This is a genomic window from Dictyobacter kobayashii, assembly GCF_003967555.1.
Taxonomy (GTDB): domain Bacteria; phylum Chloroflexota; class Ktedonobacteria; order Ktedonobacterales; family Ktedonobacteraceae; genus Dictyobacter; species Dictyobacter kobayashii.
In genome coordinates this window covers 1,412,023-1,438,120 of sequence record NZ_BIFS01000002.1, presented here as the reverse complement: position 1 = coordinate 1,438,120, position 26,098 = coordinate 1,412,023, and the positions used below count along the sequence as shown (strand labels likewise).

Here is a 26,098-nt window from a genome sequence, read left to right as displayed (position 1 = left end):
GTATCAGAAAAAGACCAAATAAAGAAAAATAAGTTAGAAAACGTTGAGAAGTTAGAAAAAGAGTTTATAGCAATACAGGAATCTAAAAACAATATATATTCAAAAATAGAACGATTACCTGTTCGTCAAACGGAAGAGCCTATAGAATATATTGATGTACCGAGACGGCTCTTTGAGAAAGTGCAAAATGCGCTATTAACGGGAGACATGAATTCTTCTGTTGCTACTGCATTACATGCTGCTTTCATTTCTGGGATGATACCTTTGCTCGCCGGAAAAGATGCATTTTATATTTTGAAGTCATATGCATCTATTGTTGTTGGCGGTCGATTATCTCATATCCACGTTACAATGTCGAGGAACGATTCTGCAACTCCGTCTGAAATCGTCTCATCAAAAAATACAAATAAGGAATCATTTATTTCTTCCCTCGGTTTAACCTCTCTTTTTTCAGAAGCCAGTCAAAATCCTGATAATATGTATCTTGTGGTATTAGATGGTATTAATCAGGCACTTTTCGAGGAATGTTTAGCACCTCTTCTCCATTGTTATGACAACCGTTGGAAACAAGGAAACGCCTCTATCCCTGATAATTCTTACTCCCTTAACAGAACCAATAAAAAACCAATCGGTTTGTTTTGGCCAAAGAATGTTTTGTTGGCTGGCATCTTTGTGGAAACATCCAATAACGCGAAAATACCACAGTTATTTTGGGATCATATGGTATTTATTGATCTGAGCCTTTCTCTTTTTAAGGGATACCTATCTGGCCTGCCATTGCAAAATTCTTCTGTATCAACTGTTCCCGCAAAGATATGGCAACGTTGGTGTGAGGAGAATCAAAGAATCAGTGCTACAATGCAACGAAAGAACTGGAATCTTGTTATCCTGGACTTGAGTGGACACAGCACTTACTTATGCCAACGTGTGTCATTTGCTCTGCTGCAAATAATAATAGATATTAATTTAATTGATTTATATCTTCTTGTACTGATATGGTTGCCAATTGCTATTAGCAGCAATCAGACTGATAAAATCATTAAAATGATACAGAAGCCTCAATGGAATAGTAGCTTGTTTTCCCTTGCAGAGCTTGCAAAAATGAAATCTTTGATTCAAGGCAGGGAATAAATGAATTAGATCAACTGCATAATCAAAGAACGGAAATCCAGTAAAAATATATTTAGCTAGATTTCCGTTCTTTGATTATGCAGTTGAGATGGGCAGGCTTTTATGTTTATTTTTCATATGGAGTTGGATCTGGGACCCCAGAGAGCTCAAAGGCTTCTTTTCTTTCGACACATGTTCCGCATGTACCACAATGTTTAGCACCACCTTTGTAGCAACTCCATGTATCTGCGAATTGGACACCCAGTTTGTCACCAAGGCTGACAATTTGATGTTTGCCAATGTGTAGGAATGGTGCTGCCAGGTGCAGTTTGGCATTCCCAAATCCTTCTACAGCTTGTTTTTGCATCGCTTCAAAGGACGAGATAAAATCAGGTCGGCAATCTGGATAAATATAATGATCTCCTCCATGGGCACCAATTGCAACAACTTCTGCTTCCTCGCTTACCGCTATTCCGTAGGCAATGGAAAGCATAATAGCATTTCTGTTTGGTACAACGGTGATTGCCATATTGGCGTCTGCATAATGACCATCTGGGACATCAATGTCATCAGTGAGCGCAGAGCCCTTAAGATGCTTGCCAAGGCTGCTCAGGTCTACAATATTATGTTTGCCATTTAGTCTTTCAGCGCAAATTCTGGCGTAGTCGAGTTCTTTTTTATGACGTTGCCCGTAGTCGAACGAAAGTAGATGTATATCATAGCCCTGGGCTTTTAATAGATATGCTAAGGTAACGCTATCCAACCCACCACTTACAATTGCTATCGCTGTTGGCATGTGTAGAAAAATCCTCTCTGCTATTGAATTTGCTCATTCAGTGGCTAGTCTACCATGCTTGAGAAAAGAATACTATCTCTGGAATTTAAGTGCCGGACAAGAATTGAGTAAAGGGTATATATGAAGAAAACGAGGTTATAATTGATGGGTTTGACTTAGCTCGTCTGTTAAATCCATATGCCACAATATAGAAATATTGTACTAATATGGATAGGACCGCTTTTATTAATGAAGTTGGCATTATACAATAAAGGAAAGGTTTTAAGGAGGGAAGTCTATTGAAAGTTTCTGTTTGGTATGTAGCGGTTACTGCTTTGTTTGTTACATGTCTGATTACTGCAAATATTTTAGCTGTCAAACTTATCAGCCCACTTGGATTGCTTCTCCCAGCCGGTGTTATTATCTTTCCTCTTAGCTATCTTATTGGAGATATCTTGACAGAGGTCTATGGTTATAGTGCGGCTCGCTTTGTGATTTGGCTAGGGTTTTTCTGTAATTTATTAGCTGTTCTTGCTTTCTTTATAGGGGGTCTTATTCCTTCTGCAGGTGTTTGGCATGATCAAAAAGCCTTTGATGCAATCTTGGGGTCCACCCCACGTGCTCTCTTTGCGTCTTTCATCTCTTATATTGTGGGTGAATTCTCAAATTCTTTTATCCTGGCAAAGCTTAAAATTGCTACGAAAGGACGATGGCTATGGATGCGGACTATTGGCTCCACCTTTGTTGGTGAAGGGTTTGATTCTATTATTTTCATTAGCATTGTCTTCTGGAATATTCTTCCTCCCGCACTTATAATCACTGCTATTCTGACTCAATGGATTGTTAAAGTGCTTTATGAAGTAGCTGCTACTCCATTGACTTATATAGTTGTAAACTTCCTTAAGCGCCAGGAAAGCATAGACACCTACGATTATCACACCAATTTTAATCCATTCGGGGTGCATTGAGTTTTGTCACATATGAGGCATTAGTGTTTGGGATGAGAATCGTTCAATGTCTCTGGTAACTTGTGCCGTTTGTCAAAATTGAATGAGATGTTTTGTTTAATAACGCTATTGAGCAGGGCATCTCATTGCAAATTCTTCAATGGCACATACTATACTCATTGAACCACTAGACTCTGGATAGACAATGTGATCCTGTTTGAGCGAGGGCCCCAGACCATAAAAGAGCGCATGTTTCATAGTGGTTGTCACCAGTACAACCTCTCAAACCAGGTCAACCAGTCAGTAATGGTAAACTGCTCTGGTTTGTTATTATCAATATTCAGTAGTTTTTGTAAGAGGTTGAGTATATCATCCATCGATGGGAAACGCTGTAGGAGATCGGCTTGTTGTATTGGTGTTAAGTCCCAGTATGATACTAATGCCTGTTTAGCAGTGTCTGCGATAATGCCCCCTTCTTCCTGAAGATACCGCTCAAGACCCGCATACTGCACGACGCCAACCAGATCGGGTGGCGCGATCTCTTGCCAGCGTCGGGCCAGGTTTGCGAAGACGAACTGGGGCAAAGGCAGCAGGAGCGGATAGGTTTCGTAAGGGATGGTGAGGTTGCCGCGATTGAACGTGGTGAGGGAAGCAAAGTCCAGGGTTGGACTTTCCCCGTTTTTGTAGAGTCGATGAAGAAAAGTGTGATAGACTTCGACTTAGAAGGGTCCAATGGCGGTCCCTTGTTTTAGAACGGCTGGTGGACTGGATACGAATCCGGCCTTTATTTAAGAGAAGTGTACGTTTGCTCAGAAAATCTAAAGTATGTGTCCTGTATGAGCCCCAGATATACCCTTAGAAAAATCGGGTTCCACCTGAGATTATCCTCACAACGTTGAACCAGGTTATTCAGGAGAAGATTCATGGCAAATAAAAGTATGAAGGACCTTGTCTGTGTGTTTTCCAAAACGCCTGGCTAATTATGCTCATCGTATCCAATCCTGATCTCGTTTCATCCATTACTGTACACGTTCACGTCTAAATATCGGCAGAAATCGGTTCTGTGCCCTGGAAAATATGTCAGTTTTTTGTTGTATGTATACAAGTAGAGGTGAGAAATACATTGCCTGCGATTCCCAATATATAAATTGTTTCTGCCGTACAACATTGTAGTCGTGAGTCTGTCCTATTCAAAATTGCTTTAGTAGTGGTGCACAATCTTCTTCCTTGCTTTGCTGGTGTTTTCTTCCATTAGTATGATCAGTTAATCTGTCTCTCGTTTTAGACTGCTATGCGGAGAGTTCGATGGTTTTTGGATAATTGGTTGGTTTATGTATCATAGAGGCAACACTATTTTGTTTTGCGCCAGTCTGTTTATTTGCAATGGACTGGACAACTGCTGTGTTGCGGCACTTCGTCATGATGGCGTTCATTCGCATCTATACGAAATAACTTAGGATAAAATAAGTAACCTCCTTTGGTTCATTCTGTTTTTGAGGGGGCAATTTTGATGCCGATTTGTCCGATCTCTTGCGGCAAAAAAAGCCTATTATTGTGTGTAAATTTTCTGGGCTTAATTTTGTGGGCCCCTCCTTAATATGGATATTAATGGTTTTTAAGAAACCCGCTGTTAATATAGCATTTGTCTTCGTGTCGGTATGAGTGAATTCGTTGTTGCTATAACGAGCTTTTTGGATGTAAACACATGACGCTCCTTGTGAATCTGTATCTTCTTCTCTTTAATGCGGCATGGACTAAATCGGAGTCTATATGATAAACGTTTTAGCATAGCTCGCATTTGGCGCGCGTGTTAGTGATCACGCCTTTGCTGGTGCAATGTACACACATGGGAATTGTGGTCTTTGCTAAAATCTATAACAGCTGGAAGATAATTTATTAGTTGTGAGAGAGAGAAGTTACAGCAAATAATTATAATCTGGTGTTTGCTTGGTATGGTTCTGTGTTTGCACCGACTTAGTTCGCAAGCCATTGTCATATTTTTGTGTGAGAGGGTTCCTTTTATTCTCTCGTTATTGCGATATATTTATGCTGTTGCTCATATATGAATGAGTCTTTATGCATTATGCTGTATGCTCTCCTTACTCGCAATTGTATTCTTTTGCTTTTCTCCAATTTTGTCTATCTTGGGCATTTTTCATGACATTGTTGTGTTTATTTCTATCTGTATGGTACGTATGCTTATCGCGTTGGTGCTCATATGGTTGAGGGAAACGTTGTTTGACAGTTGGTACGTATTGTTCGTATTCATATTTTCTCTAATATTGATCATTCTACGTGCGTTTGATGTGGTTATTATTTGCCCGTATAGTACTTTCATTGGTTCATAGTTTATTTGTGTCCTCAATATGATATAGTTGATCGATACAACTGTGGGGTTGGGTTTACAAAACCTTGATTTGGCATGGTATACTGATGAAGTGTACTCGTGATAAAATTGATGCGCTCGTGAAAATTAAAATACGAGATAGACCGCAACTCTTCATTAAACAGCCTGATGGGCTGCTGTGTTCATAGATCTTTGAGCGGTTATTCTGATGATTTCTGCGCTCTTTGGTATTTTTTTTGATAAAATAAGGTTGTTTGGATATCACTCAATGATCGTACGGCTCTGATCGTAATCCACCTGGATAGGATCGGTCCTCCTAAGGGAGGGTACTTCTTTCTTATTCGTGCCTATGCAATTAACTGGAATGCACCTGAACCTATTGAGTATATATCGCTTGTGGATAGTTTCGCAGTGCAGGGGGTTGTTGTTGCTCATATAAAGCAGAGTTATTTGGTTGGACGTTTAACCTGTCCTGCGCCTCATTGCGATAGGCATTGTGGCTTCGACTCTCCATTTTTATGTGATGAAACTAAGGCGATGTCTGTGTACGACCAGCCGCGAAACCTAAGGGTAAAGCTTTGTGTTACTTTCGGTTATTAGGTGATCTGGCCGTCCCGATTGTGTGTCCTCCGTGTACTTGCTTCTCAAAATGCAGTGGTTGTTGGTTTGGGGTGTTGGATGGTGATACAGCGTTGATCATGGGATAATGTGTCTCGGTGCTGCTTGAAATGTTGTTGAATCAGTTGCCCGCATCCAGGCATTGTGGCTCAGGATTAAGGTCAGCCCGTTATCGTTGGCGTTTGTCTCGTGACAGGCCGTTGGCTTTGTTAGCCTCTTTAATTATGGAGATTATGCATGTTCCACTCCGCAGTCTATGTTCTCTGGGGTGTAGGGGGCATGTGTCTTTTCCAGCTGAGAGCGTGGTGTGGTGGACGCGTCTATTATACTCCACGGTGTTGCCGACGCTATTAGAGACATGCATGTTGCTTACTGTATGTTGTGCAGTGCTGTCACTCTCTGAATGTGTTTCCCTTTTTCTTGCGAAGGATCTCGCTAGTAGATGATTATCGTCTGTTTGATTCTGGCTGCGTTCCGGATTGAGAGTCGTGTTTGAGTATAGTGCGATGTCGTCTATCTATCTGTATTGCCATAGTGCATATTATCTTGTGTTCCAATGTCTTACGTTAAAAACCTTAAGTAGTGAGTCTTTGGTTGTCGACGTATGCGGTATAGGTGATGTGGCTTCCGATAGGTTCATTGCCGTTGTGCCATATCCCAGGATAAGCTCTGTAGGGTGGTGTTGTCAGTGTGCATTAGCCAACGGGCGTGGACCGTCTTTTGTTGGGGATGCTCTTCGCTCTGTCTTTGCTTGTGGGTAATGGTGCGTTAGGATTTGTTTCCGTATTGGAAGCTCGCTTTGCCAGACTGAAAATCAGCTCCGTTAAAGAAACTGATTCGTTGCCTGCTTGGTATGTGTGCTCGCGGTCCCAGGCTTCTACGCAATAGCTATGACCTCTTTGATTTCATAATGCGGCTATTAAGTATTTTTGGTTTGGTGTCGAATGGTGGTTGGTTGTTTGTCGTCTACTTGTCCCACATTATCATGGTATATTTTTTTTGGTCTTTCTGGCCTTGGCAGCGTCCCAATCATGTAGAATGTAAGTTGTTTGCGAAAATAATAGAAATGCTTCTTTTTTTGTTTGTTTCCTTTCCCCGGGTGGTTTGCTGAAGATAAGCTGTGGATACTGCTTGGTAAAAGTTGTGGCCGCGCTGTTCGGGATGTTTTGTTGGGTGTGTTCGCATAAAGAATACCTGGTGGTCTAGTTTTTTTTTTCCCTGTTGTCGTTCTTTTGTGATTTTGTAAGCGATTTGCCAACAGAATTTTGCTTCTAGGATATGTGGGTTATGTTGTATGCGCCTCCCCCGACATTTCCAGTCGTCCGAAGCCAGGGTTGTTCTGGTTTTATAGAGTTAATTGGGTTTGTTTTGTCCATTCGTATAGTTGTGATGGTGACTTTGCCGAGCTTCTCCTAGTTGGCGGATGCCCCCATCAAAGGCCATTTGTTGGCTTGTTGGGTGTGACCGGGTGACTGGAGGTAGTTTGGCCTCTGCACAATCTTAATTATCTGCGACGTTCCACCTGGGACTGCCAGGTAATAGTCTTCATTTCCATTGTCGCGTTCAGTGTTGTGGGATCATTCAGTTTTTCTATGCTCCATCGGTTTTTTTTGGATCGTGTAAATCTCTTGATATACTGTCACCGTGCCATGCCTTAAGGCTATGCTCTGTGATGTAGCTGTCTTCTATTCTACTGATACTCAATGTGAGTTAGTGATAGGTCTGTCGGTGTTGTGCTTTACGGCTTCAAAAGGAATATGATCTATCTCTCGAGTGAGTGGGTGGCATACTTTGGGAGGGTTTTGCCAGCGGTTTAGATCATACTCAAGCGGAACAAGATCGTTGTGACTTTTGTTTGTGTTTGGTTTGGTACTGTCCGTATTTCTGATACTTCCATTTTTGAAATCCAGTCCGTATGTATTTTCAAAGTATAACCCTCCCATCTTCATGTCCAATCACTTGTATCCCTCTTTGAGATCGTGAATATTGGTTAGGGTCTGTATTTAATAAGATGTTGGCTTCCCAGATGAGTGGCGCCTCCGGTTCGTGGCTCTCAGCCCAGGAATCTTAGTTTTGTCTGCTGAATGGCAGATTTGGTTATTATTCTTGGTGTTTAGCACCTGTCCAGTTGGGCCTTCTGTGGTTATTGTTGTTGGTTCGAGCCAACGATAAATTCTGTGTGTCCACGAGTAGGCTAAGTCCCGATGGGTGCACTCACTAGCCTGGTCGTCGCTGTAGTTGATGGCCTGGTATTCGTTTTTGCTAAAGCTGGCTAGAGTAGTATTACTCCCTGATGCCTCTCATTGCCATCAAATGTTAGCGGATGTTTTGTGCATGCATCACTGTGCGCATCTTATAGCTGGACGGTCTTTCCAACGCGATAAGATTAGGTAATTTGCCCTGTGGGTTGGGTGTCGTCGTGGACTCATATGCTGGTGATTCGTTTTTCCCGGTTGAATGATGTCGATTTCTGCGTGTTGAAGTAGATATTTTGTGTTTGGTTGTTAGCGTTTTTTCTGTGGAGTGGTTTTTTTGTATTTGCATAGACATTTTGGTTTGCTATAGTGAGGTGTGTCGTAAATGATTGTGTGTTCTACTTCCCCCTTCAATGTGCCAATTCACGCAGGCCAAGGTAATGAGTCGGGTTGCGCGTTCGAATTGTATTTCAGTAAGTCGGATGGTTTGCTTGCTGAGAGTGCGCTCCGGGGCTGGCACCGATGCACCCCTGAATCTTGATCGCTTTTTGGTGAAGTTAGGTTCCTTTTGGAGATATCTGTGCCTCGCTTGTTTATTAATCTTCGGTTGATTTTCCAGACTTTGTCGCTCTGGCTATTGAATAGGCATATTCCATCCTACTATTGGTGCCCTGCGGTTCAGGAACGTTTGGGATGTGGCGCGGGCTGAATAGCTGTAGCCTCCCCGGAAAAGAATCTGTCTGCGGCTTGATAATCATCGGGAGTGCCAGAGCTGCCTCGGCCAGGAATAGGCAATTCCATCGCTACTATTGGTGTGCCCTGCGTTCAGGGAGACGTTTTGGAGTGCCTGGGCTGAATAGCTGTAGCCTCCCCCATCGATATTGGCGGAGGACGGACTGCTATCGTTACTGATGCCCGTATTATTCAAGGCGGGGCCACTGATGCCAACAGAAAAAATATGCATCTGGCCGGGTGAACTGGTAGTGGGAAGGGTGACGCTTTGGACGATCTTACCTGCGGGAATGGCCACCCCGGTGTAAAAAAGAGAGACGTTCTGGGTGAGTTGGGTGGTGCGCGCGTTAAAATAGGACATCTGTGCCGCAATACTGTTATTTGGCGCCGAGAGTGTCTGGGCCCAGTCATTGAGATTGATGGTGGTGGTCTGGGTGGTGCTATCCGTGAAGGTGAGGGTCGCCGTCCCAGAAGCGTTGCCGTAATCCGCTGCGCCTAAGAAGCCGAGTGTGGCGGCATTGGCGATGGGAGGCCAGACGGGGATCACCTGACCACTGACCAGGTAGTTGTTAGGTTTGCCCGCCGGGGCATTGGGCCAGACAAAGGTGATGTTGTTGTAGGTGAAATTTTGCCCGGGCACCAGGCCGACGCCTTGCATCGCCTGGGCGGAATAGCTACTATTGCCATCGAAGTTGCCGCTGGTGGGATTGCTATCATTGCTGGTGCCTACGTTGTTGTAAGCTGGAAGCGCAGGGCTGGCAGCTTTGACTGCCGGGCTCACTGTTTTTTGAGATGGGTGGTGTGTGACATGAATTTTGCGTTTCAGCGCCTGGCGTAATTGTTCCTGCACATCTGGTGCTGGTGGTTGGTGCGTTCCTGCTGTCTGGGCAAGCGCGTGAGCGCCAGGGGCCAGCGTACTTCCTATGATTGTGAGGAAGAGAAACCCTATCATCGCGAGACGGCGCCCATGGGGAAGAAGACGTCTTCGCCGGTTCGAAGACGTCGCACGTCCTTGAATAAAGATCATCTTGTCCGTACTTCCTATTTTCCTAAAATATGCATGCTATGCATGTGAATGCCCTGGCGGAGTCACTGAAATAGAGAACGCAGATGAATACTGCCGAGTATATATTCATGTGAAATAGTATTTACTTGCTCCGTACAGAAAATATCCACAAAGGTTAATATACTGTATAAATAAAAAAAAAGTCAATGATCTTTTTAGAATAACAAATGTCGGAAGAATAAGTGACGCTCTTCTATTCCGGTTGCTCTTGGAAAATAGAGAAACCAATGCTCTCGCCATAATAACAGAGAAAGTTATGAATATTTCCTTGAATTTCTTTTCGTGCTCTATACATAGCACTATCTTAATCATCATTGGTTATTGAAATGCTTGACAAAGCAGTGTATTTTTAAATATACTTCGAAATGTATCGATGTTTCTTGCACACCTTACGCTATATCTCTTTTTTCTTGCCGTTCATGCCGATTGTACCACTTCTATTTTTCAGGTAGAAAGAACGCGCTTAAAAACAGAAAGCATCAGGGTCACAGATGAGAAGCGCCGATGTGCGTATTTTTATTTTTTGGAGCTTCTATGACTCGAAGTACCGTATTGGCTTCCGTCAAGCGAGGACGTCCTCGCTCAAAACGAAGCCTGGGTTCAGCTCTCTGGACCTCTTTTTTTGTGTCTCTGATTGTGAGTGCGTCGTTGCTCAACGCGGTAATGGATATTCCGCCCGCCTATGCGGCGACGAAACCCACCAATCCGAATCCTGCGTTAACCACACCTCAGTGGTTGAAGGCATCAAAAGCAGTGAAGCCGCCTGATGTTGGCAAATATGTCAGCGGCCATCCCGATCCAACCCAACAATTGATTACATCCCCTCAGCATCCGCACCCCACCTTGACACGGTCGTTGACCCCTCAGGCCCAGCATATCCAGACCAGCGATGGGCACCTGGTTGTTGATGTTCTGGCAGACACCGTCAGCGCCCAACAGGTCAGTGATGCAGGTGGGCGCATCCAGCTGAAAATTGTCCAGGTTGATGCCGGAAGTGGTGGTGCCGTCAGTGGACACTTGATGCTGGGCAGCTATCAGTTTTCATTATTTGATGCTCAAGGACATGCACTTACCACGCTCGTCCTTGCTCATCCGTTGACCCTGCATTATCGGCTCTTGCCGCAGCAAGGAAGCCTGCTCTGGAAGAGCCAGACGATTGTCGCGATATGGAATACCAATACACCTACTGTTTCAACCCAGGCACCATCTGCTCAAGCACAAGCCAGCCCTCAAACTGGCAGTAGCAAACCGATGTTGCTTGTCGCTCAGAAGGACGCAACTGCATTGAGCTGGAGTACAGCGACAACGTTGACGTCCTCGACATCTGTGGCGACGCCTACGCCAACCACAACGGCGAAACCACAGGGGACGCCAACGACGGTGGCAACAGGAACGGCAACCCCATCTGCCGCCGGGAAGGTAGCGACCCCAACGGCAACGGTGAAAGCGACCCCTCAAGTGACAGCAACCGTTGCCGCAACGGTAACGCCTCCACTACATGCCACGGTAACCCCGACGGCAACCCCGGCCACAATGGTCCCGGCGGCTGCCAGTAGCACGATCTCCTTTAGCACGCAGGCCCCCCAGGCCAGTTGGGGCTCACCACAAAATGTGGATGTGGGCTTAAGTGCGGGTTCCCTGGATTACAGCTATCCGATCAGTGTGCCTCCAGGCCCTGGTGGGTTTGCTCCCAACTTGAATCTGACCTATTCCAGTGGCTCGGTCAGTGAAAGTCATAACGCGCAGGGAACCGCTCCCTGGGTGGGTGAAGGCTGGAACCTGAGCCTGGGTTCGATTACCTGGAGCGAGCAGAATGTAACACCAGGCATCGATAACACGTACGAGAATGTCTGGTCGATCAGCGACCCCAATGGCATCAGCGGGCAATTGATCCCCCCTGGCTATAGTGAGACATCGACCAGCATCGATAGCACCTCGACGTACTGGCATTCCGCGCCGGAAAGTCATGCCAGGATCCAACAGGTGAAATTTAATAACCAGCCGTGTTGGCATGTCTGGCTGCCCAATGGCATGATTGAAGAGTTTGGCTGTACCAATGACTCCCGCCAGTCGGCGACCGATGTCCAGGGCAATTTCCATCCCTATCGCTGGGACCTCAATTTACTGGTTGATCGCTACGGTAACCAGATCCGCGTGCATTATCAACAGGATCAACCCATCCATGATGTACGCGACTCGGCGATCTCGTTTATTGAGTACGATGATCCCACCTGCCATAACGCCAATTATGCCCAGAGCGATGGCGTGACGCTGGGATGTAGCACCTGGAATCCTCTGGTCAAGATCGCGTTTAATGCCGAATACAAGGCAGATCGGATCTTGAACACCACCGGAGGATGTAACAACTGGTCGCAATACATTCGCTGTGATGCGCCAGCCGATCTGTCGGGATCAAATGGTCTACCGGCACCCAAAGCATTCAGCGACTATATCCTCAATAACGTTCAGATCCAATCCAATGGCCATGCGCTCAATGAGTACGATTTCTCCTATGACCAGCAACCGCCGAGCACCTTTCAAGATCCACTCAGTGGGGCCAATGAAAGTGTGGCCGGCTATCTGTTGTTGCGTAAGATTGATGAGTTTGGGACCGACAGCACCTTGCATGCTCCGATTGTGAATATTTCCTATATCCAGGAAACCGAGCATTATGAGGCCTCGGACTCAGCCCATCATGCCTTGCCTCTGGGCAACTGCGGCCCCAGCTGGACGCCGCGCTATGCCACCAATGATTGCTGGCTCTGGCAGCAGACCTATAATAAATACTTTATCCAGAACCTGGATAATGGACGCGGCTGGAATGAGACCATCAACTGGTCGGAGGCACATGGCAACACGCATGGCACCGATGGTGGCGCCGCCAATAATGCCTTGACCTGTAATCCCAGCCGTTCTTCGACCAATCTGTGTGGACAGGCCGATGATCGCAGTTGGAGTCGCATGGTGGTCTATTCGCGCACCGCGGTCACCAATGGTGTCTCTTCGACCTGGCAGTATCAGTATTATGTCAACTCACTCAGTGCGACCTGGTGTCCCAATTGTACCTATGGCTATACCTGGGGCAATGTCAACGACGAAGACTATGCCGACTACTACAATGAGCAGTTCACCAGCTTCTCGACGGTGGACGTGACGCAGCCCGATGGTTCCTCACAGCAGCATAGCTTCTACTCCACCAGCGGACCCGGCATCGCCACTAGTGGCATCACCTGCTACTACAAATATAACAAGGTCGCGAACTGTGGCGTCTCCCCCTATTGGGGTGCTGATCCAGGCCTGGCGGGCAAAGAGAAGGAATCCCTGAACTTTGGGATCGATGGCAAGTTGCTTTCGGCGCAGACCTGGAACTACCTGACGATGTGCCCTCCTCCCGGGGTGGGCAATAGTGCCGGGGCGACTGGCTTGCCCTCTGATGTGGGCAAGCAGTACATGACCAGCCAGTTAGATCGCAACAACCCGGTGGTGGTCTGTGATCCACGGGTCACACAGACGGATCAGTATCAAGTGGATGGGGTGACCGACCAGAATGGGTATCAGAGCAATAGCAATGTGGTCCATAAAACGACCACCTACAGCTACGATGGCGATAACCAGGGGTCGAGCGACGTCAACGGCTATGACTATGGCAATGTGAACCAGGTGGATGTCACGGCCAATGATGTCAATGGCAATCATTATATCTCGAAATCCACCTATTATCCCAACGATAACCCGCTGAGTTCGGTCTACCTGACCAACCTCCCGGCCTTGACCAAGACGCAGAGTGCGTCTGGGACGCAGTATGGATGTCACGCTACCTTCTATGGGGGCAATAGCGCCTTTACGACCGCCCCTTCTTTGCCGGATGTGACACGCACCGAAGACCATACCGGCTATAGTGATCCCAGCAATAGCTGTAACGCACCCGGGCCAATGGTGGTCAATCAGGCGACCTACGATGCGTCTGGGACGCCAGTAGCCACGCTTGACCCTGATAGTCATAAGGGCTGTACCAATGGGGCGTCTCAATATACCGCCTGTGCGAGCTATGATGGCTTTGGCACCCATCTGACCAAGGCGTACAATGCCAGGAATCAGCTGGTGCAGGCAGACTACAATAGCACGGCAGCTGGGGGCTATGGGCAGTGGGTGATGGCCACCAAAGATACCAATGGCCAGAGCACCGCCTATCAGTATGATGTGCTGGGACGGCTGACGGCAGTCGCGGCTCCTGATGATACGCTGACCAGTCCTACCACGACCTCCACCTACAAAAACACTTGTTCACAGGGTTCGACAGCACCGTGCCTGGAACTGGACACGACCACACGCGTGGTGAGCGGCGGCACGCAAACGGTGACCACGCAGCAATGGTTTGATGGGCAGGGGCGCCTGATCGAAACCAAAGCGCCGGGACCCAATCTGCTGTCGAAGGTGCCCAGGATCCCCTCGACACTGATCACCTACACTATCTACGATAGCATGGGACGCGCCACCACCAGGAGCCTGCCCTATGCCGTTTCCGCGCTGACCGGTACCGGGTATGTGACGCCGGACCTCTCACAGGCACGTACGGTGACGAACTACGATGGATTGGGACGCCAGTTGGGCAGTGCGACCTATCAGGATGCCAGCACGATCAAGCTCTCCACCAGTGTCGCGTACACCGTCGCGCAAGGGCTCCCCAGCTTTACCCAGAATCCCACCTTGCCGTTTGAGCGCACAACGACGTTGGATGCCTACAATCACCAGGCAGTGAGTTATACCGATGCGATTGGCAGACAGCGTTATACCCAGGTGTTTTCGGGCACGGGTCCCTCCTACACCGTGGTGCGCACGATCCGCTATGATCGGGATGTGGTTGGCAATCTGTATGCGACCTTGACCTATGACGCCACCACGACCCAGCAAGCCTTCCAGAATGCGACCTATGATGGTGTGGGACGCAAAGTGGGGATGAGCGATAGCGACTCTGGGAATAACTGGGTGTACAGCTATGATGGCGATAGCAACCTGGTTAGCCAGACGGACCCACGTGGGACGAGTACCTATGTGAGCTATGACGTGCTCAATCGCCCGCTCTGCAAAGGCACCACATCGGCAGCGGTCAATCCGTGTAGCAGTAGCGCCTATGCCACCTTTTTCTATGACAGCTATGACAATAGCAGCAACACTGGCGTCAGTTTCCCCTCGGGATGTACCGCTCCAACTGGCTCGTTTGCCTCGGATCCCATTGGAAAAGAGACGGCTGATACGTTCCGCGCGACCGCAGGCAGCGGTTGGCGCTGTTCGGGCTACGACGAGCGGGGGCGCCCCGATCAGAATAGCCTCTCGGTGACCGCCGATGGCACCACCACGACCCAGACCGTCAATGCATCCTACAACGATGCGGGCCAAGTGACCACGTTGAACTATCCCGATGGCGAATTGGTCACCTCGCAGTATGACAACAACGACTACCTGCGCTCGGTCTACTTTGGTGGGGCTGGTGTGACCAATCCTGTTACCTTCCTGGTGGGACAGGTCAGCTACACCAACGCTGGACAACTCTCAGGCATGGCCTTTGGCGGCAGCGCTGTTCCGACGAGTGTGCCAACACCCGTGTTCTCGACGAGTCTCTCCTACGACGGCATTCAGCGCCCGTTGACCAGCACGGCTTCTCGTTCCGGTACCACGTTCTGGAACCAGACGCGCACCTACGACAACGTGGGCAATGTCATCAACCTGAGCACGACGGTTCCCACCACGACTAATGGCACCAAGACGGATAGCCAATCGTTCTGCTACGATGATCTCAACCGTTTGGTGTGGTCCGGTAACACCGGGACCCCGACGGGTGGCAATCATTGTGGCCTGGCGCCCAATGGAACCACGGTGAGTGCCTATCAGCAATCCTACAGCTATGATGCGCTGGATCGCCTGACCAATGGACCCTCGGGTAGTGAAACCTATGGCACCTTCCCGGCGCACGGCGCAGTCACGCTGGGCAACGTGCCCAACCAGTATGCCAGCTACGACGCCATGGGGAACATGACCTGTCGCAACGTCGATACCACCTCGGGTCACGGTTGTGATGCTGCTCAAAGCGGGGCCATCATGACCTATGACAACGATGGTCGTCTCGCCACCTGGGTGGCACCCAATGGCACGGTGGCCAGCGATCAGTTCCTCTACGATAACTCGGGGCAGCGTGTGTTGCAACGAGCCAGCAACACGGTCGGAAGCACGACCACGACCAGTGACACCATCTCCTTTGATGGCTACACCGATGTCACCATCACCGGCGGCACCACCTCAACCACTAAATACTACAGTGTTGGTGGGAAAACGGTGGCGATGCGCCAGGATGGGACCTTCTTCTCCTATCTCATGCCCGACTTTCTGGGGAGCAACAGCATCAACTTGCGAGCCGATGGATCGGTACAAGCTGTCCAACTCTTCTCGCCCTTTGGCTCAACCCGTTACAGCGACGGCACCATGCTCTCGCCCTTTAACTTTACCGGTCAGCGCCTCGACACCCAGACGGGTCTGCTCTACTTTAACGCACGCTATTACGACGCGAACAGCGGGCGGTTTACCAGTGCGGATAACGTTGAAACTAACGGTTCTGGTCTGGATCCTTTTGCGTATGTCAAAGGGAACCCTGAGACGTTTATCGATCCCACCGGTCATGGCAGATGTCCCAGCCCCGATTCTTGCGGTGTAGGTGCCCCTACATATGATCCACCCCCACCACCCTCATCTGACCCACCATCTTCCAATCCGCCAGTAAATGGTTCTGGTGGAAGCAGTAGCGGTGGAAATGGCGGGGTTTGCCCTTATCAAGCAACATGCCCAGGAAATAATAATAGCGCTAATGGGTCTTCGGATGTTCCAGCAACATCAGATCCTGCAACTAGAAATGGTGTATGTCATTATGATTGCTGGGTCGATGTTGCTAGTGGAACAATGCTATTCCTAACACTAGTAGACCCATTCTTGCTCATTGTAGATGCATTGGATGCTCAAGCAGTTGCTAATACTGTGCAAGAAGACACATATCCTGGTCAGCTTTCCGAACAGCAACTCAAAAATTGGGTCAATGCTATAAAGCAGGCAAACAACATTGGCAAGAATAGAAACGTTGCAGCTTTAACATTTGACATTGAAGGAGAACAAGGCAATGGTTGGGCTTCTAGTGGGCCTGATTTTGATGGATCTTCTAAACCAACTAATCCTTATTTTCCTGCAAGACCAACGGGTAATAATCAACGTGACGAAGATTCGGAGTACAAGTTGTTAAATAATCTCGCGCAAACACTCAATCCAACAAGGGCAAAAGTTTCAAACATTATTGGACGTATTGATCTGTACTCTGAACGCACGCCTTGCTCTTCTTGCAGAGACGTTATATGGGATTTTGAGAAAATGTTTCCCAAGATTGATGTGTACGTATGGTATAAATAACCAATTAACGCGATGTGCAAGTTTTTCTAAAGCTTTTTTTAGCAAGTGAAACTTGCACATCGCATCAATTAAGTAAATAGAAGGAAGAAACGGATCATCCACAATAGGTTAGATTGCATCTGCTTTAATGCAGCATCTTTCTAGGCTAAAATGGCTCTTTATCCTTTCGGGTGATTGGGGAAGTGCGAAGTGTGAAGCCACTTCGCACTTCGCTAAGGGCTGTTTGCCTCTGTGCCTTGCTTTCACCCGAAAGAATATAGACAAATGAGCTTCCCCCAATCTGGTAGAGCCAAAGAAGATGAAATATACTACCAACAAGGGGGAAAGGACCAATGGCAAAAAAAGGGCAACATGTCTTCACTAAGGCATGGTTGGTTCATAATGAGCTTGAACCAATGTGACAACTTTGAACAATCTAATCGGTAAAAATAAATTCTAAGATGGCTTCCTGGACGGCTTCAGGATTTATTTTGGATTAGCTTGATCGTTCAAAACTGTCACATTCATTTGAACCATGCCTAAAGAATTTAAACAAGAAGCTGTCCGTTTAGCCGAGACGAGTGGCAAGAGTTTGACGCAGATTGCTCGTGACCTGGGCATCTCTGATAGCGCTTTGCATGCTTGGCGCAAACAATTTGCTCAACACAGAGAGCAGGTGTTTCCTAGCAAAGGGCATCAAACAGAGCTCGAGGAGGAAAATCGTCGACTGCGGCGGGAGTATGATCTGCTCAAATAGGAGCGTGATGTGTTAAAAAAAGCCATTCGTATCTTTGCGCAGAACCAGCTATGAAATTTCAGTTTATTCAGACTCAGCGTGAAGAGTATCCCATTGCACTCATGTGTCGTGCAGATGGCGCGTCTCTGAGATTGGCTATCACGCCTGGAAAAAGCGAGAACGATCCGCTCACGCTCAACAAGATCAGGAGTTAGCTGAACAGATTATGCAGATCTTTCATGCCAATTGGGGTGTCTATGGCAGCCCCCGCATTCACGCGGAACTGCAAGCGCGAGGGAAACGCTGTTCCCGCAAACGCGTCGCTCGTCTGATGCAAGAGCGAGGCATCAGCGCGCAGCGCAAACGCCGCCGTGTGAAGACAACGGTGAGCAATCCCGATCACCCGGTTGCTTCCCAATCTGCTCAATCGCGAGTTTGCAGCTCCGGCTCCCAACTGTACGTGGGTAACGGATATCACAGCCATTGCAACAGGCGAAGGAGATCTGGACTTGGCCATAATTGGCCAGTCTGCTAAAATGAACACACCATGTTGTATGGGCAAAGCGGCTGACATGAACAGGAACATTATCAATGGTGGAGACCATAGGATTATTGCTGATCGTCATATCACACAACCAACACTAAATGTGTTCCTTCACGGTTCTCAGATCTGCCAGAGCCGGAAAAAAGGACGTGTAGTAGTGTTGGATGTAGACGAACAAGGCGCTATCCTGGTTGAGTCCCAGGTAGCTTCTGATCATTTCCATCATGATCACATCACTATTGCAGAGCTTAGGCACTGGATATCGAGCTCTCAACGGTTGGATTCCAGTGATCAGGGTATCATTTCGTTAACCAGGTAGAAACATGTGACAATAACATCGTCCAAGTTCATGCGGTTTTTTCGCAGAAATTGTTTCGGTTTTTATGAGAATGCCCCATGAACTTTTTATTCAGCAAGTTTACTTGCATATTGCATTAGCTAGGAAAAGAGGAACTAATTTTATGTATCTCGATCATGTTATTAAAAGAGCGACCAGCGTTCCATATTTCAGTCCAAATGAGTTTATTCCTTGCACAATTGACGAAGTGTTAGCTCTTGAACAGTTTCTTGGTTCTCCTTTGCCACGAGCTTACCGGGAGTTTCTCTTGTGGATGGGACATTCAGGAGGAAAATTTCTCCAAGGAACAGATTGTTTTTATAGTGATCTTTTTCTTATCCAAGAAGGAGCAAAAGAGCTATTAGAAGAAGATAAATTTTCTGGACAACTTCCAGAAAATGCTTTTGTGTTTTATATGCATCAAGGCTATCAGTTTCAATTTTTTCTCTTGAATGAAGAAGACCCCCCTGTCTATTTTTATTTGGAAGAGAGACCAATTAGAACATCATTTGTAAAGCTTTACTCAAGTTTCAGTGAATTTCTTTCTATTGAATTGGAAGGACATATAAAAAGTGAGGCATATAGAATCTTCCCTAGCTGAATAGGTAATTGCAACAACCTTATTTATGCTAGGGATATTAGAGATAACCTCCTGCTTAGATAACGACCAGTGGATTTCATCCTTGTGCAGTTTGTATTGCCTATGAGAATCAAAGTAGGGTGCATATCCGATTAATGACTATGATCACATAGCAGCTAGAACGTTTCTCCCCGATCAATAGTGCTCAGTGATATCAAGAGACATCATTGAGCACTCGTTGCCGTAATAGTTCAAAACTGCCATGTTCATACATCAAGCGCTTGATTTGTTTGATGACTACTATCTACACTCTACTTACATTGGTAGTGGTGGAACGACTAATTCATTCAATTTTTGGGAGGACCAGGTCAGCTACACTAGTGTCAGACAGCTCTCACACATGGCCTTTGGGGGCACTGCTGTTCCGACGAGTGTCCCACACGCGGTCTTCTCGAAGAGCCTGTCCTATGATGGCATTCAGCGCCCGCTAACCAGCACGGCCACCCGTTCGGGCACCACGTTCTGGAGCCAGACGCGCACATATGACAATGTCGGCAATGTCATCAACCTGAACACCACAGTTCCCACCACCACCAATGGCACCAAGACCGACAGCCAGTCCTTCTGTTACGATGATCTCAACCGATTGGTGTGGTCCGGCAATACAGGCACGCCCACCGGGGGCAATCATTGTGGTCTGGCTCCCAACGGCAGCACAGTGGGCACCTATCAGCAATCCTATAGCTATGACGCCCTGGATCGCTTAACCAATGGACCATCTGGCAGTGAAACCTATGGTACCTTCCCAGCGCATGGAGCCTTGACGTTGGGTAACGTTCCCAACCAGTATGCCAGCTACGATGCTATGGGCAACATGACCTGTCGCAACGTTGATACGACTTCCGGTCATGGTTGTGATGCTGCGCAGAGCGGGGCGATCATGACCTACGACAACGAGGGTCATCTCGATACCTGGGTGGCGCCCAATGGCACTGTGGCTAGTGACCAATTCCTCTACGATAATTCGGGACAACGCGTGCTGCAGCGAGCAAGCAACACAGTCGGAAGCACGACTACGACTAGCGATACCATCTCCTTTGATGGCTACACTGATGTGACCATTACTGGGAGCACGACCTCAACCACCAAGTATTACAGTGCTGGCGGACAGAAGGTGGCCATGCGCCAGGACGGCACCTTCTCCTATCTCATGCCCGACTTCTTAGGAAGCAATAGCATCGCGCTACGCTCTGATGGTTCGGTGCAAGCGGTGCAACTCTTCTCGCCCTTTGGCGCAACCCGCTACAGCGACGGCACCATGCTTTCGCCGTTCAACTTCACCGGCCACCGCCTTGATACCCAAACCGGCTTACTTTACTATAACGCGCGCTACTACGATGCGAATAGTGGATGTTTTATCAGCACCGATACAGTAGTGACAAATAGTAATGGTCAGGACCCTTATGCCTATGTACAAGGGAATCCAGAGACCGCAACTGATCCAACTGGCCATAGGATAGACTGGGGTGGAGGCGAGCAAACCATCGTTAACTGGTCTACCGGGACGGCAACAACCTTTGAGACGCAAAGCGCTGTTGATCCTTCAATCACTCAGTGGTGGGGAACCACGATGGATTATCCCACTCATTCTCCCATCACTTCGACCTATGCGGGTGTTGATGTCCATCATTTTGGCAAGCAACCTTATAACCCATTATCAATTAATCCGTGGGATAAGTTCAAACACTCGATAAAAACCGGCCTTGGTATCGATAGGATGCAGAAAGGAGATGTGGTAGGCGGTCTTCTACATGGGGCGAATAACATTTTTCAGTTGTCATTGATCCTGGGTGGTGGTGAAGAAGGAATGGGTGGTGAATTAGCCATAGATGGTGCAGGCACAGTCATAGAAAGCGTTGAAGCAGGAGGTGGCGCTGCTGGACTTGAAATGACTAATACCGTTATGGGCCACTTTTATGATACGGCAACGGTAAACTTTTCGGGTAAAGGAGCGGGAACATTATTAAATGACAGTGGAGAACTGGTACAACAACTTAGGATGGCTAGGCCATATATGCATTCTCCAAGGATGATTGCAGATATGATCATGGAAAGTGCAGAACCCGTGGCAGATAAAGGTTTCGCTAACGGATCCAAATGGGTAACTGAGGGTTTTCTGAACGGTAAACCTGGTATCTGGGAATTAGTCATTGACCATGACACCAATCGAATTGCTCACCTTCTTTTTAAGTAATGAGATTAATCTTAGATGCTGCAAAATAGTATCAGTATCTTTAAAAGATGAAAGGTTACTGGTGTTTTTTTATGTAGTAAATTAATTTTAAAGCAGCTGTAGCCTGCTAGGGTTAGGTATAGCTACATTAAGATAGTGTTGGTGAAATCAATGTTTTCACCCGTTTTTAAGCGGCTAGTTAGAAAAACGCAGGCTTAGAAATAAATTGCCAATACCATCATTAAGAGATGAAGCTATATATTTTGAGGGCTCCCCTTTATCTAAAGGGGAGCCAAAAAGGAAACATTAATGCTGTTATCATTGAGTATTTTTGCTAAAATGGCTACATAGCTAAAACTATTTTAAAGATCATGATGTTGAATATGGGTGGTAACATGCTAATTTAAGGAACTCTTCCATTTGTTTGCCAGTAATTAACATTTTTGTGATTACTTTACACCATTCAGGAGGTAAAAGATGAATGAGCATGAAAAATCTTTAAAGGATTATAAAGCGCTCAAGCCGGAATCATTCCCGTTCCTTTTAAGAGTAGAAATTCATGAGCAATACTCTTATGATATTTTTGAGACTGAGCCGGTTCTTGAATTATGGTTCTATTCAAGTAACAGCGTTGAAGCGTTAAAGCAATCTCTTCATGTACGTTTTTATGGTATGAATTTTTGCCCAATGCGTATAAGTAGCACCAAGCATCTTCGCTTGGATGTGATCTTCTTAAAAGAATGGCATTGGGAAGATTTAGTGTTTGAAGTTCGTTCTTTTTCTGATGATGGAACACTACACGCTGAGTCTTTTTATTGCCGACGTTTTGATGCCCAGCTAGAAATTATTGAAAAAGATAGTATTTAGAGGAACAAGAAAATGATGCCACGAATGATGACTTCTTTTTGTGTGTATGGTACATCATATCGCGATGTAGGAATAGCGGGTTTACAGGGTTTGCTAAACAGTGGATATACGCTACTGGAACCAGTAGAATGTACTCCATATCTCATAGATAAAGACGACTACGATGATAAGACTTTTATAACGATTGATACGAGTCTTGCAACGGTAGAAGAACAAGAAAGGAAGATGCAGACGCAATTACAACAACTTGTCCCTCACACGCTGATTGCAGCCAGATTTGAGGTGCCATTCACATCTAGAAAGGAAGAGATAACCTTCAGTGTGAGGCCGATTGATCCTCTTTCATGTGGTGTTATCATTGGTGGTGATTATGATACTTTAGTTGAAGACGTGCCTGAGCAGATAGCAGAGCAAAATATGAGAACGTTTGCTCATGTAGGGATGGTGGTCTATAATCACGTCCATCCTATTTACGGCGTTCAAAGCCCCTATATCCCTATTATAGGATTACAAGAACTCCTTGAGACCAACGAAGCGTTACCCCTTGACTGGACTTTTTTTGGTCCAGGAATTATGCGTCAGCTTCAACGAGACGTTTCACTATTCCATAATGCAATCTGGGTAGAATATTTTTTAGATGGTGGAGTATTTTTTGCCTTTGCTGATTGGATGGATTATGGCAGGGATCCTCAAACCTCCCCTTCAATGGAGAAATTATGTGAAGCTTTACAGACTCATCTTGATTGGAAAAAAATGACATTTTGAGACAGTATTTTATTCACAGAATTCTATTGGTGGGCTAGCTAAGTGCACTCACATAACTTTCACTGAATAACACCTACTTTTTAAGCATGGACAATGCCTAAAAAGTTAGTTGGATTGTACTTAATTATTCAGGCTCATTTGCTTCTGATACCATTGGAACCAAGGCGGCGAAAATCTTCAGTTCGGTGGCAGGCAGTGGTTAGCTTGGTGTTTGGTATGATAAACAGGGATGTCCCTATCAGAATAGCTTTTTAGCGATGGCCAACAGCACCAAGACCACGCAAACAGTCAACGCGTCCTATAAAGATGCCAATTAACTGACCACATTGAACCATTCGGATGGCGAACTGGTCACCTCGCACAGTATGACAATAATGATTACCTGCGCTCAGCCTACTTCGGCGGTGCAGGCTCGACCGATCCGGTCACGTTCCTGGCTGGTCAGGTCAGCTACACTAACGCTGGACAACTCTCTGGCATGGCCTTTGGTGGTACGGGTCTCACAACCAATGTGCCGACCCCGACGTTCTCGACGAGCCTCTCCTACGATGGCATTCAGCGCCCGTTGACCAGCACGGCTTCCCGTTCTGGTACCATGTTCTGGAGCCAGACGCGAACGTATGACAATGTGGGCAACGTCATCAACCTGAACACGATGGTTCCCACCACGACCAATGGCACCAAGACCGATAGCCAATCCTTCTGTTACGATGATCTCAACCGTCTGGTGTGGTCCGGCAATGCTGGCACACCAACCGGTGGCAATCATTGTGGCCTGGCTCCCAACGGCACCACGGTGGGCACCTATCAGCAATCCTACAGCTATGATGCGCTGGATCGCCTGACCAATGGACCCTCGGGCAGCGAGACCTATGGCACTTTCCCGGCACACGGCGCGGTTACACTGGGCAACGTTCCCAACCAGTATGCCAGCTATGATGCCATGGGGAACATGACCTGCCGCAACGTCGATACGACCTCGGGTCACGGCTGTGATGCCGCGCAGAGTGGGGCCATCATGACCTACGACAACGAGGGCCGTCTCGATACCTGGGTAGCCCCCAATGGGACCGTGGCCAGCGATCAATACCTGTATGACAATTCGGGTCAACGGGTGCTGCAGCGAGCCAGTAACACCGTCGGAAGCACGACCACCACCAGCGACACCATCTCCTTTGATGGCTTTACAGATGTCACCATCACCGGCGGTACAACCTCGACCACCAAGTACTACAGCGTTGGTGGACAACGAGTGGCGATGCGCCAGGATGGGACCTTCTCCTACTTGATGCCCGACTTCCTGGGGAGCAACAGCATCACGCTACGCTCTGATGGCTCGGTGCAAGCGGTGCAACTCTTCTCGCCCTTTGGCTCAACCCGGTACAGTGACGGGACCATGGTCACGCCGTTCAACTTCACCGGACAGCGCCTTGATACCCAGACGGGTTTGCTCTACTATAATGCACGGTATTATGATGCGAATAGCGGACGTTTTACCAGTGCGGATAACGTTGAAACTAATGGTTCTGGTTTGGATCCCTTTGCGTATGTCAAGGGTAATCCTGAGACATTTGTCGATCCGACGGGTCAAGGCCGATGTGGTACCGCAGATTCGTGTGGCGTGAATGCACCTTCCTCTGATCCAACACCACCTTCGCCTGACTCACTGCCACCTGCAGGTACGAGTAATGTCGACGATGCCTGTCATGATATGTCTGTGTGTGGCCCTGGTGGTAATAATACAGGGGATACAGGTGCTGGCGGAGGGGGCTATACGGGAGAAGATTTAACTCAATCAACAACGCAGACAAAGACACAGGAAAGATCTCAAAGTGCAGCACATGGATGTGGTTACACAAGCATCTTTGGTTTATGTGTAAAGCATACAAGCCTGTTTTATCAAGGCGCAGCGGAGGTTTTTGGGTCACTTACCACACTTATCCTTGCCGGTATTGGCATGTTTCAGAGCGGTGGTGTCCTTTGGTTACTTGCTCAAGCATTTCAGATGTTCTCTTCAACCTTAATATTGGTAATGAAGAACGGTGTAAGTAATATTCTTAATTCCTTAGATGGTTCACCAAGTAAGGGATTCAAAATATTTCTCGATGTACTTCAGGTAGCCTCAGACGCTGTTGCTGCCGTTATCAATTTGGTTGGTTTTGCTAAGAACATAATGCAAATTGGAAGATACCCAGGAAACACTTATCGTGCCAGCTGGAAGGGATTTTGGAAAGTTACAGGTACATATATTGGTAAATCACAGATAAATGCAACGGTGCAATTAGCTATGAATACTGTGGGGAGTTTTGTCAACGGGGTGCTGTATACCGATGTTCTATTTAACGATAGTCAACAGTTGCTTGGAGACATAAACTCCAAGTAGCGAGGATTGGGTTGTTCAGGGACGTAAGTTCGCCTTTGATGTACTGAGGTATTTTGAATGTATTCTTTATCTGAATAACCAAATACATGTGCTAACAATTTGGGAAGTTCAAGTTGTTAGCACATTTTGATGATGTAGATATCGCGCTTGGCCTAGTTATAGTTTATAACTCGGTACGTAGATATGGCGGAAACATTTGTCTGTTGTCAGTAGTAAGATATCAGCTTTTGTGGTAGAGAGGCGTTAAGAGATCAAGAGAGAACACGTTCCCACAGCCTATCAGTGACTTTCTAGAGTCGTGTTTATGCCATTGTGGTTATCTTTCGCTTTTAGCTTTATTGTGCCATCAGTTTTCAGATTAAAATTTTATATCAAACTGGCGGTCATATCGTTGGCCACTCTTGCACGTGATCGTTGGGAAGAGTAGGATTTTTAGAG

Annotated in this window: 14 protein-coding genes; 11 read left to right on the top strand and 3 right to left on the bottom strand. The window is 47.0% G+C overall.

Features of this window, described 5'->3' with window-relative positions; genetic code table 11:
- The first annotated feature begins 207 nt into the window (after positions 1–207).
- Entirely contained in the window at positions 208–1,131 is a 924-nt protein-coding gene (locus tag EL645_RS32835) for a hypothetical protein (protein ID WP_126556682.1), read from the top strand.
- Between the two features lie 106 nt (positions 1,132–1,237).
- Here the strand turns inward: EL645_RS32835 and queC are convergent, their stop codons facing one another.
- On the bottom strand, positions 1,238–1,906 hold the full coding sequence (gene queC / locus EL645_RS32830) for a 7-cyano-7-deazaguanine synthase QueC (protein ID WP_126556681.1): 669 nt from the start codon (positions 1,904–1,906) through the stop codon (positions 1,238–1,240).
- A gap of 278 nt (positions 1,907–2,184) precedes the next feature.
- Here queC and EL645_RS32825 point away from each other — a divergent pair, with 278 nt between their 5' ends.
- Complete coding sequence (locus EL645_RS32825) at positions 2,185–2,853, top strand: queuosine precursor transporter (protein ID WP_126556680.1); 669 nt, start codon at positions 2,185–2,187, stop codon at positions 2,851–2,853.
- A gap of 245 nt (positions 2,854–3,098) precedes the next feature.
- Here EL645_RS32825 and EL645_RS32820 read toward each other — a convergent pair whose 3' ends face one another.
- Positions 3,099–3,416: a hypothetical protein gene (locus EL645_RS32820; RefSeq protein WP_126556679.1), complete on the bottom strand. Its 318-nt coding sequence runs from the start codon at positions 3,414–3,416 to the stop codon at positions 3,099–3,101.
- Positions 3,417–8,746: 5,330 nt separating this feature from the next.
- Positions 8,747–9,751 carry a beta-sandwich domain-containing protein gene (locus EL645_RS32815; RefSeq protein WP_126556678.1) on the bottom strand — a complete coding sequence of 335 codons (1,005 nt, stop codon included), beginning with the start codon at positions 9,749–9,751 and terminating at the stop codon, positions 8,747–8,749.
- 573 nt (positions 9,752–10,324) lie between these two features.
- On the opposite strand from EL645_RS32815, the gene EL645_RS32810 reads away from it, so the two are divergent.
- From EL645_RS32810 to EL645_RS32770, 9 genes are all read left to right on the top strand, one after another.
- Positions 10,325–17,236, top strand: a complete 6,912-nt coding sequence (locus EL645_RS32810) for an RHS repeat-associated core domain-containing protein (protein WP_161977892.1) — start codon at positions 10,325–10,327, stop codon at positions 17,234–17,236.
- A 514-nt stretch (positions 17,237–17,750) separates the two neighbouring features.
- The gene (locus EL645_RS46000; protein WP_126556676.1) at positions 17,751–17,972 is read left to right on the top strand and encodes a transposase; all 222 of its coding nucleotides are present in this window, start codon (positions 17,751–17,753) and stop codon (positions 17,970–17,972) included.
- Between the two features lie 103 nt (positions 17,973–18,075).
- Positions 18,076–18,486 (top strand): IS3 family transposase, encoded by a 411-nt coding sequence (locus tag EL645_RS32800; protein ID WP_126556675.1) that lies wholly within the window; start codon positions 18,076–18,078, stop codon positions 18,484–18,486.
- Positions 18,487–18,523: 37 nt separating this feature from the next.
- Positions 18,524–18,814 carry a hypothetical protein gene (locus EL645_RS32795; protein ID WP_126556674.1) on the top strand — a complete coding sequence of 97 codons (291 nt, stop codon included), beginning with the start codon at positions 18,524–18,526 and terminating at the stop codon, positions 18,812–18,814.
- 142 nt (positions 18,815–18,956) lie between these two features.
- The gene (locus EL645_RS32790) at positions 18,957–19,433 is read left to right on the top strand and encodes an SMI1/KNR4 family protein (RefSeq protein ID WP_126556673.1); all 477 of its coding nucleotides are present in this window, start codon (positions 18,957–18,959) and stop codon (positions 19,431–19,433) included.
- A gap of 241 nt (positions 19,434–19,674) precedes the next feature.
- Positions 19,675–21,666, top strand: coding sequence for an RHS repeat-associated core domain-containing protein (locus EL645_RS32785; protein ID WP_126556672.1), 1,992 nt, complete (start codon positions 19,675–19,677; stop codon positions 21,664–21,666).
- A gap of 456 nt (positions 21,667–22,122) precedes the next feature.
- On the top strand, positions 22,123–22,512 hold the full coding sequence (locus tag EL645_RS32780; protein ID WP_126556671.1) for a hypothetical protein: 390 nt from the start codon (positions 22,123–22,125) through the stop codon (positions 22,510–22,512).
- Positions 22,513–22,524: 12 nt separating this feature from the next.
- The gene (locus EL645_RS32775; RefSeq protein ID WP_126556670.1) at positions 22,525–23,277 is read left to right on the top strand and encodes a hypothetical protein; all 753 of its coding nucleotides are present in this window, start codon (positions 22,525–22,527) and stop codon (positions 23,275–23,277) included.
- 478 nt (positions 23,278–23,755) lie between these two features.
- Positions 23,756–25,660, top strand: a complete 1,905-nt coding sequence (locus EL645_RS32770) for an RHS repeat-associated core domain-containing protein (protein WP_126556669.1) — start codon at positions 23,756–23,758, stop codon at positions 25,658–25,660.
- Positions 25,661–26,098: the final 438 nt, after the last annotated feature.

Excerpts from the sequence above, each read along its gene's own strand:
- EL645_RS32835 (WP_126556682.1), top strand. The coding sequence starts at position 208 with ATGAATTCTTCTGTTGCTACTGCATTACATGCTGCTTTCATTTCTGGG.
- queC (WP_126556681.1), bottom strand. The coding sequence starts at position 1,906 with ATGCCAACAGCGATAGCAATTGTAAGTGGTGGGTTGGATAGCGTTACC.
- EL645_RS32815 (WP_126556678.1), bottom strand. The coding sequence starts at position 9,751 with ATGATCTTTATTCAAGGACGTGCGACGTCTTCGAACCGGCGAAGACGT.
- EL645_RS32810 (WP_161977892.1), top strand. The coding sequence starts at position 10,325 with ATGACTCGAAGTACCGTATTGGCTTCCGTCAAGCGAGGACGTCCTCGC.
- EL645_RS46000 (WP_126556676.1), top strand. The coding sequence starts at position 17,751 with ATGCCTAAAGAATTTAAACAAGAAGCTGTCCGTTTAGCCGAGACGAGT.
- EL645_RS32795 (WP_126556674.1), top strand. The coding sequence starts at position 18,524 with ATGAACAGGAACATTATCAATGGTGGAGACCATAGGATTATTGCTGAT.
- EL645_RS32790 (WP_126556673.1), top strand. The coding sequence starts at position 18,957 with ATGTATCTCGATCATGTTATTAAAAGAGCGACCAGCGTTCCATATTTC.
- EL645_RS32785 (WP_126556672.1), top strand. The coding sequence starts at position 19,675 with ATGTTCATACATCAAGCGCTTGATTTGTTTGATGACTACTATCTACAC.
- EL645_RS32780 (WP_126556671.1), top strand. The coding sequence starts at position 22,123 with ATGAATGAGCATGAAAAATCTTTAAAGGATTATAAAGCGCTCAAGCCG.
- EL645_RS32775 (WP_126556670.1), top strand. The coding sequence starts at position 22,525 with ATGATGCCACGAATGATGACTTCTTTTTGTGTGTATGGTACATCATAT.
- EL645_RS32770 (WP_126556669.1), top strand. The coding sequence starts at position 23,756 with ATGGCCTTTGGTGGTACGGGTCTCACAACCAATGTGCCGACCCCGACG.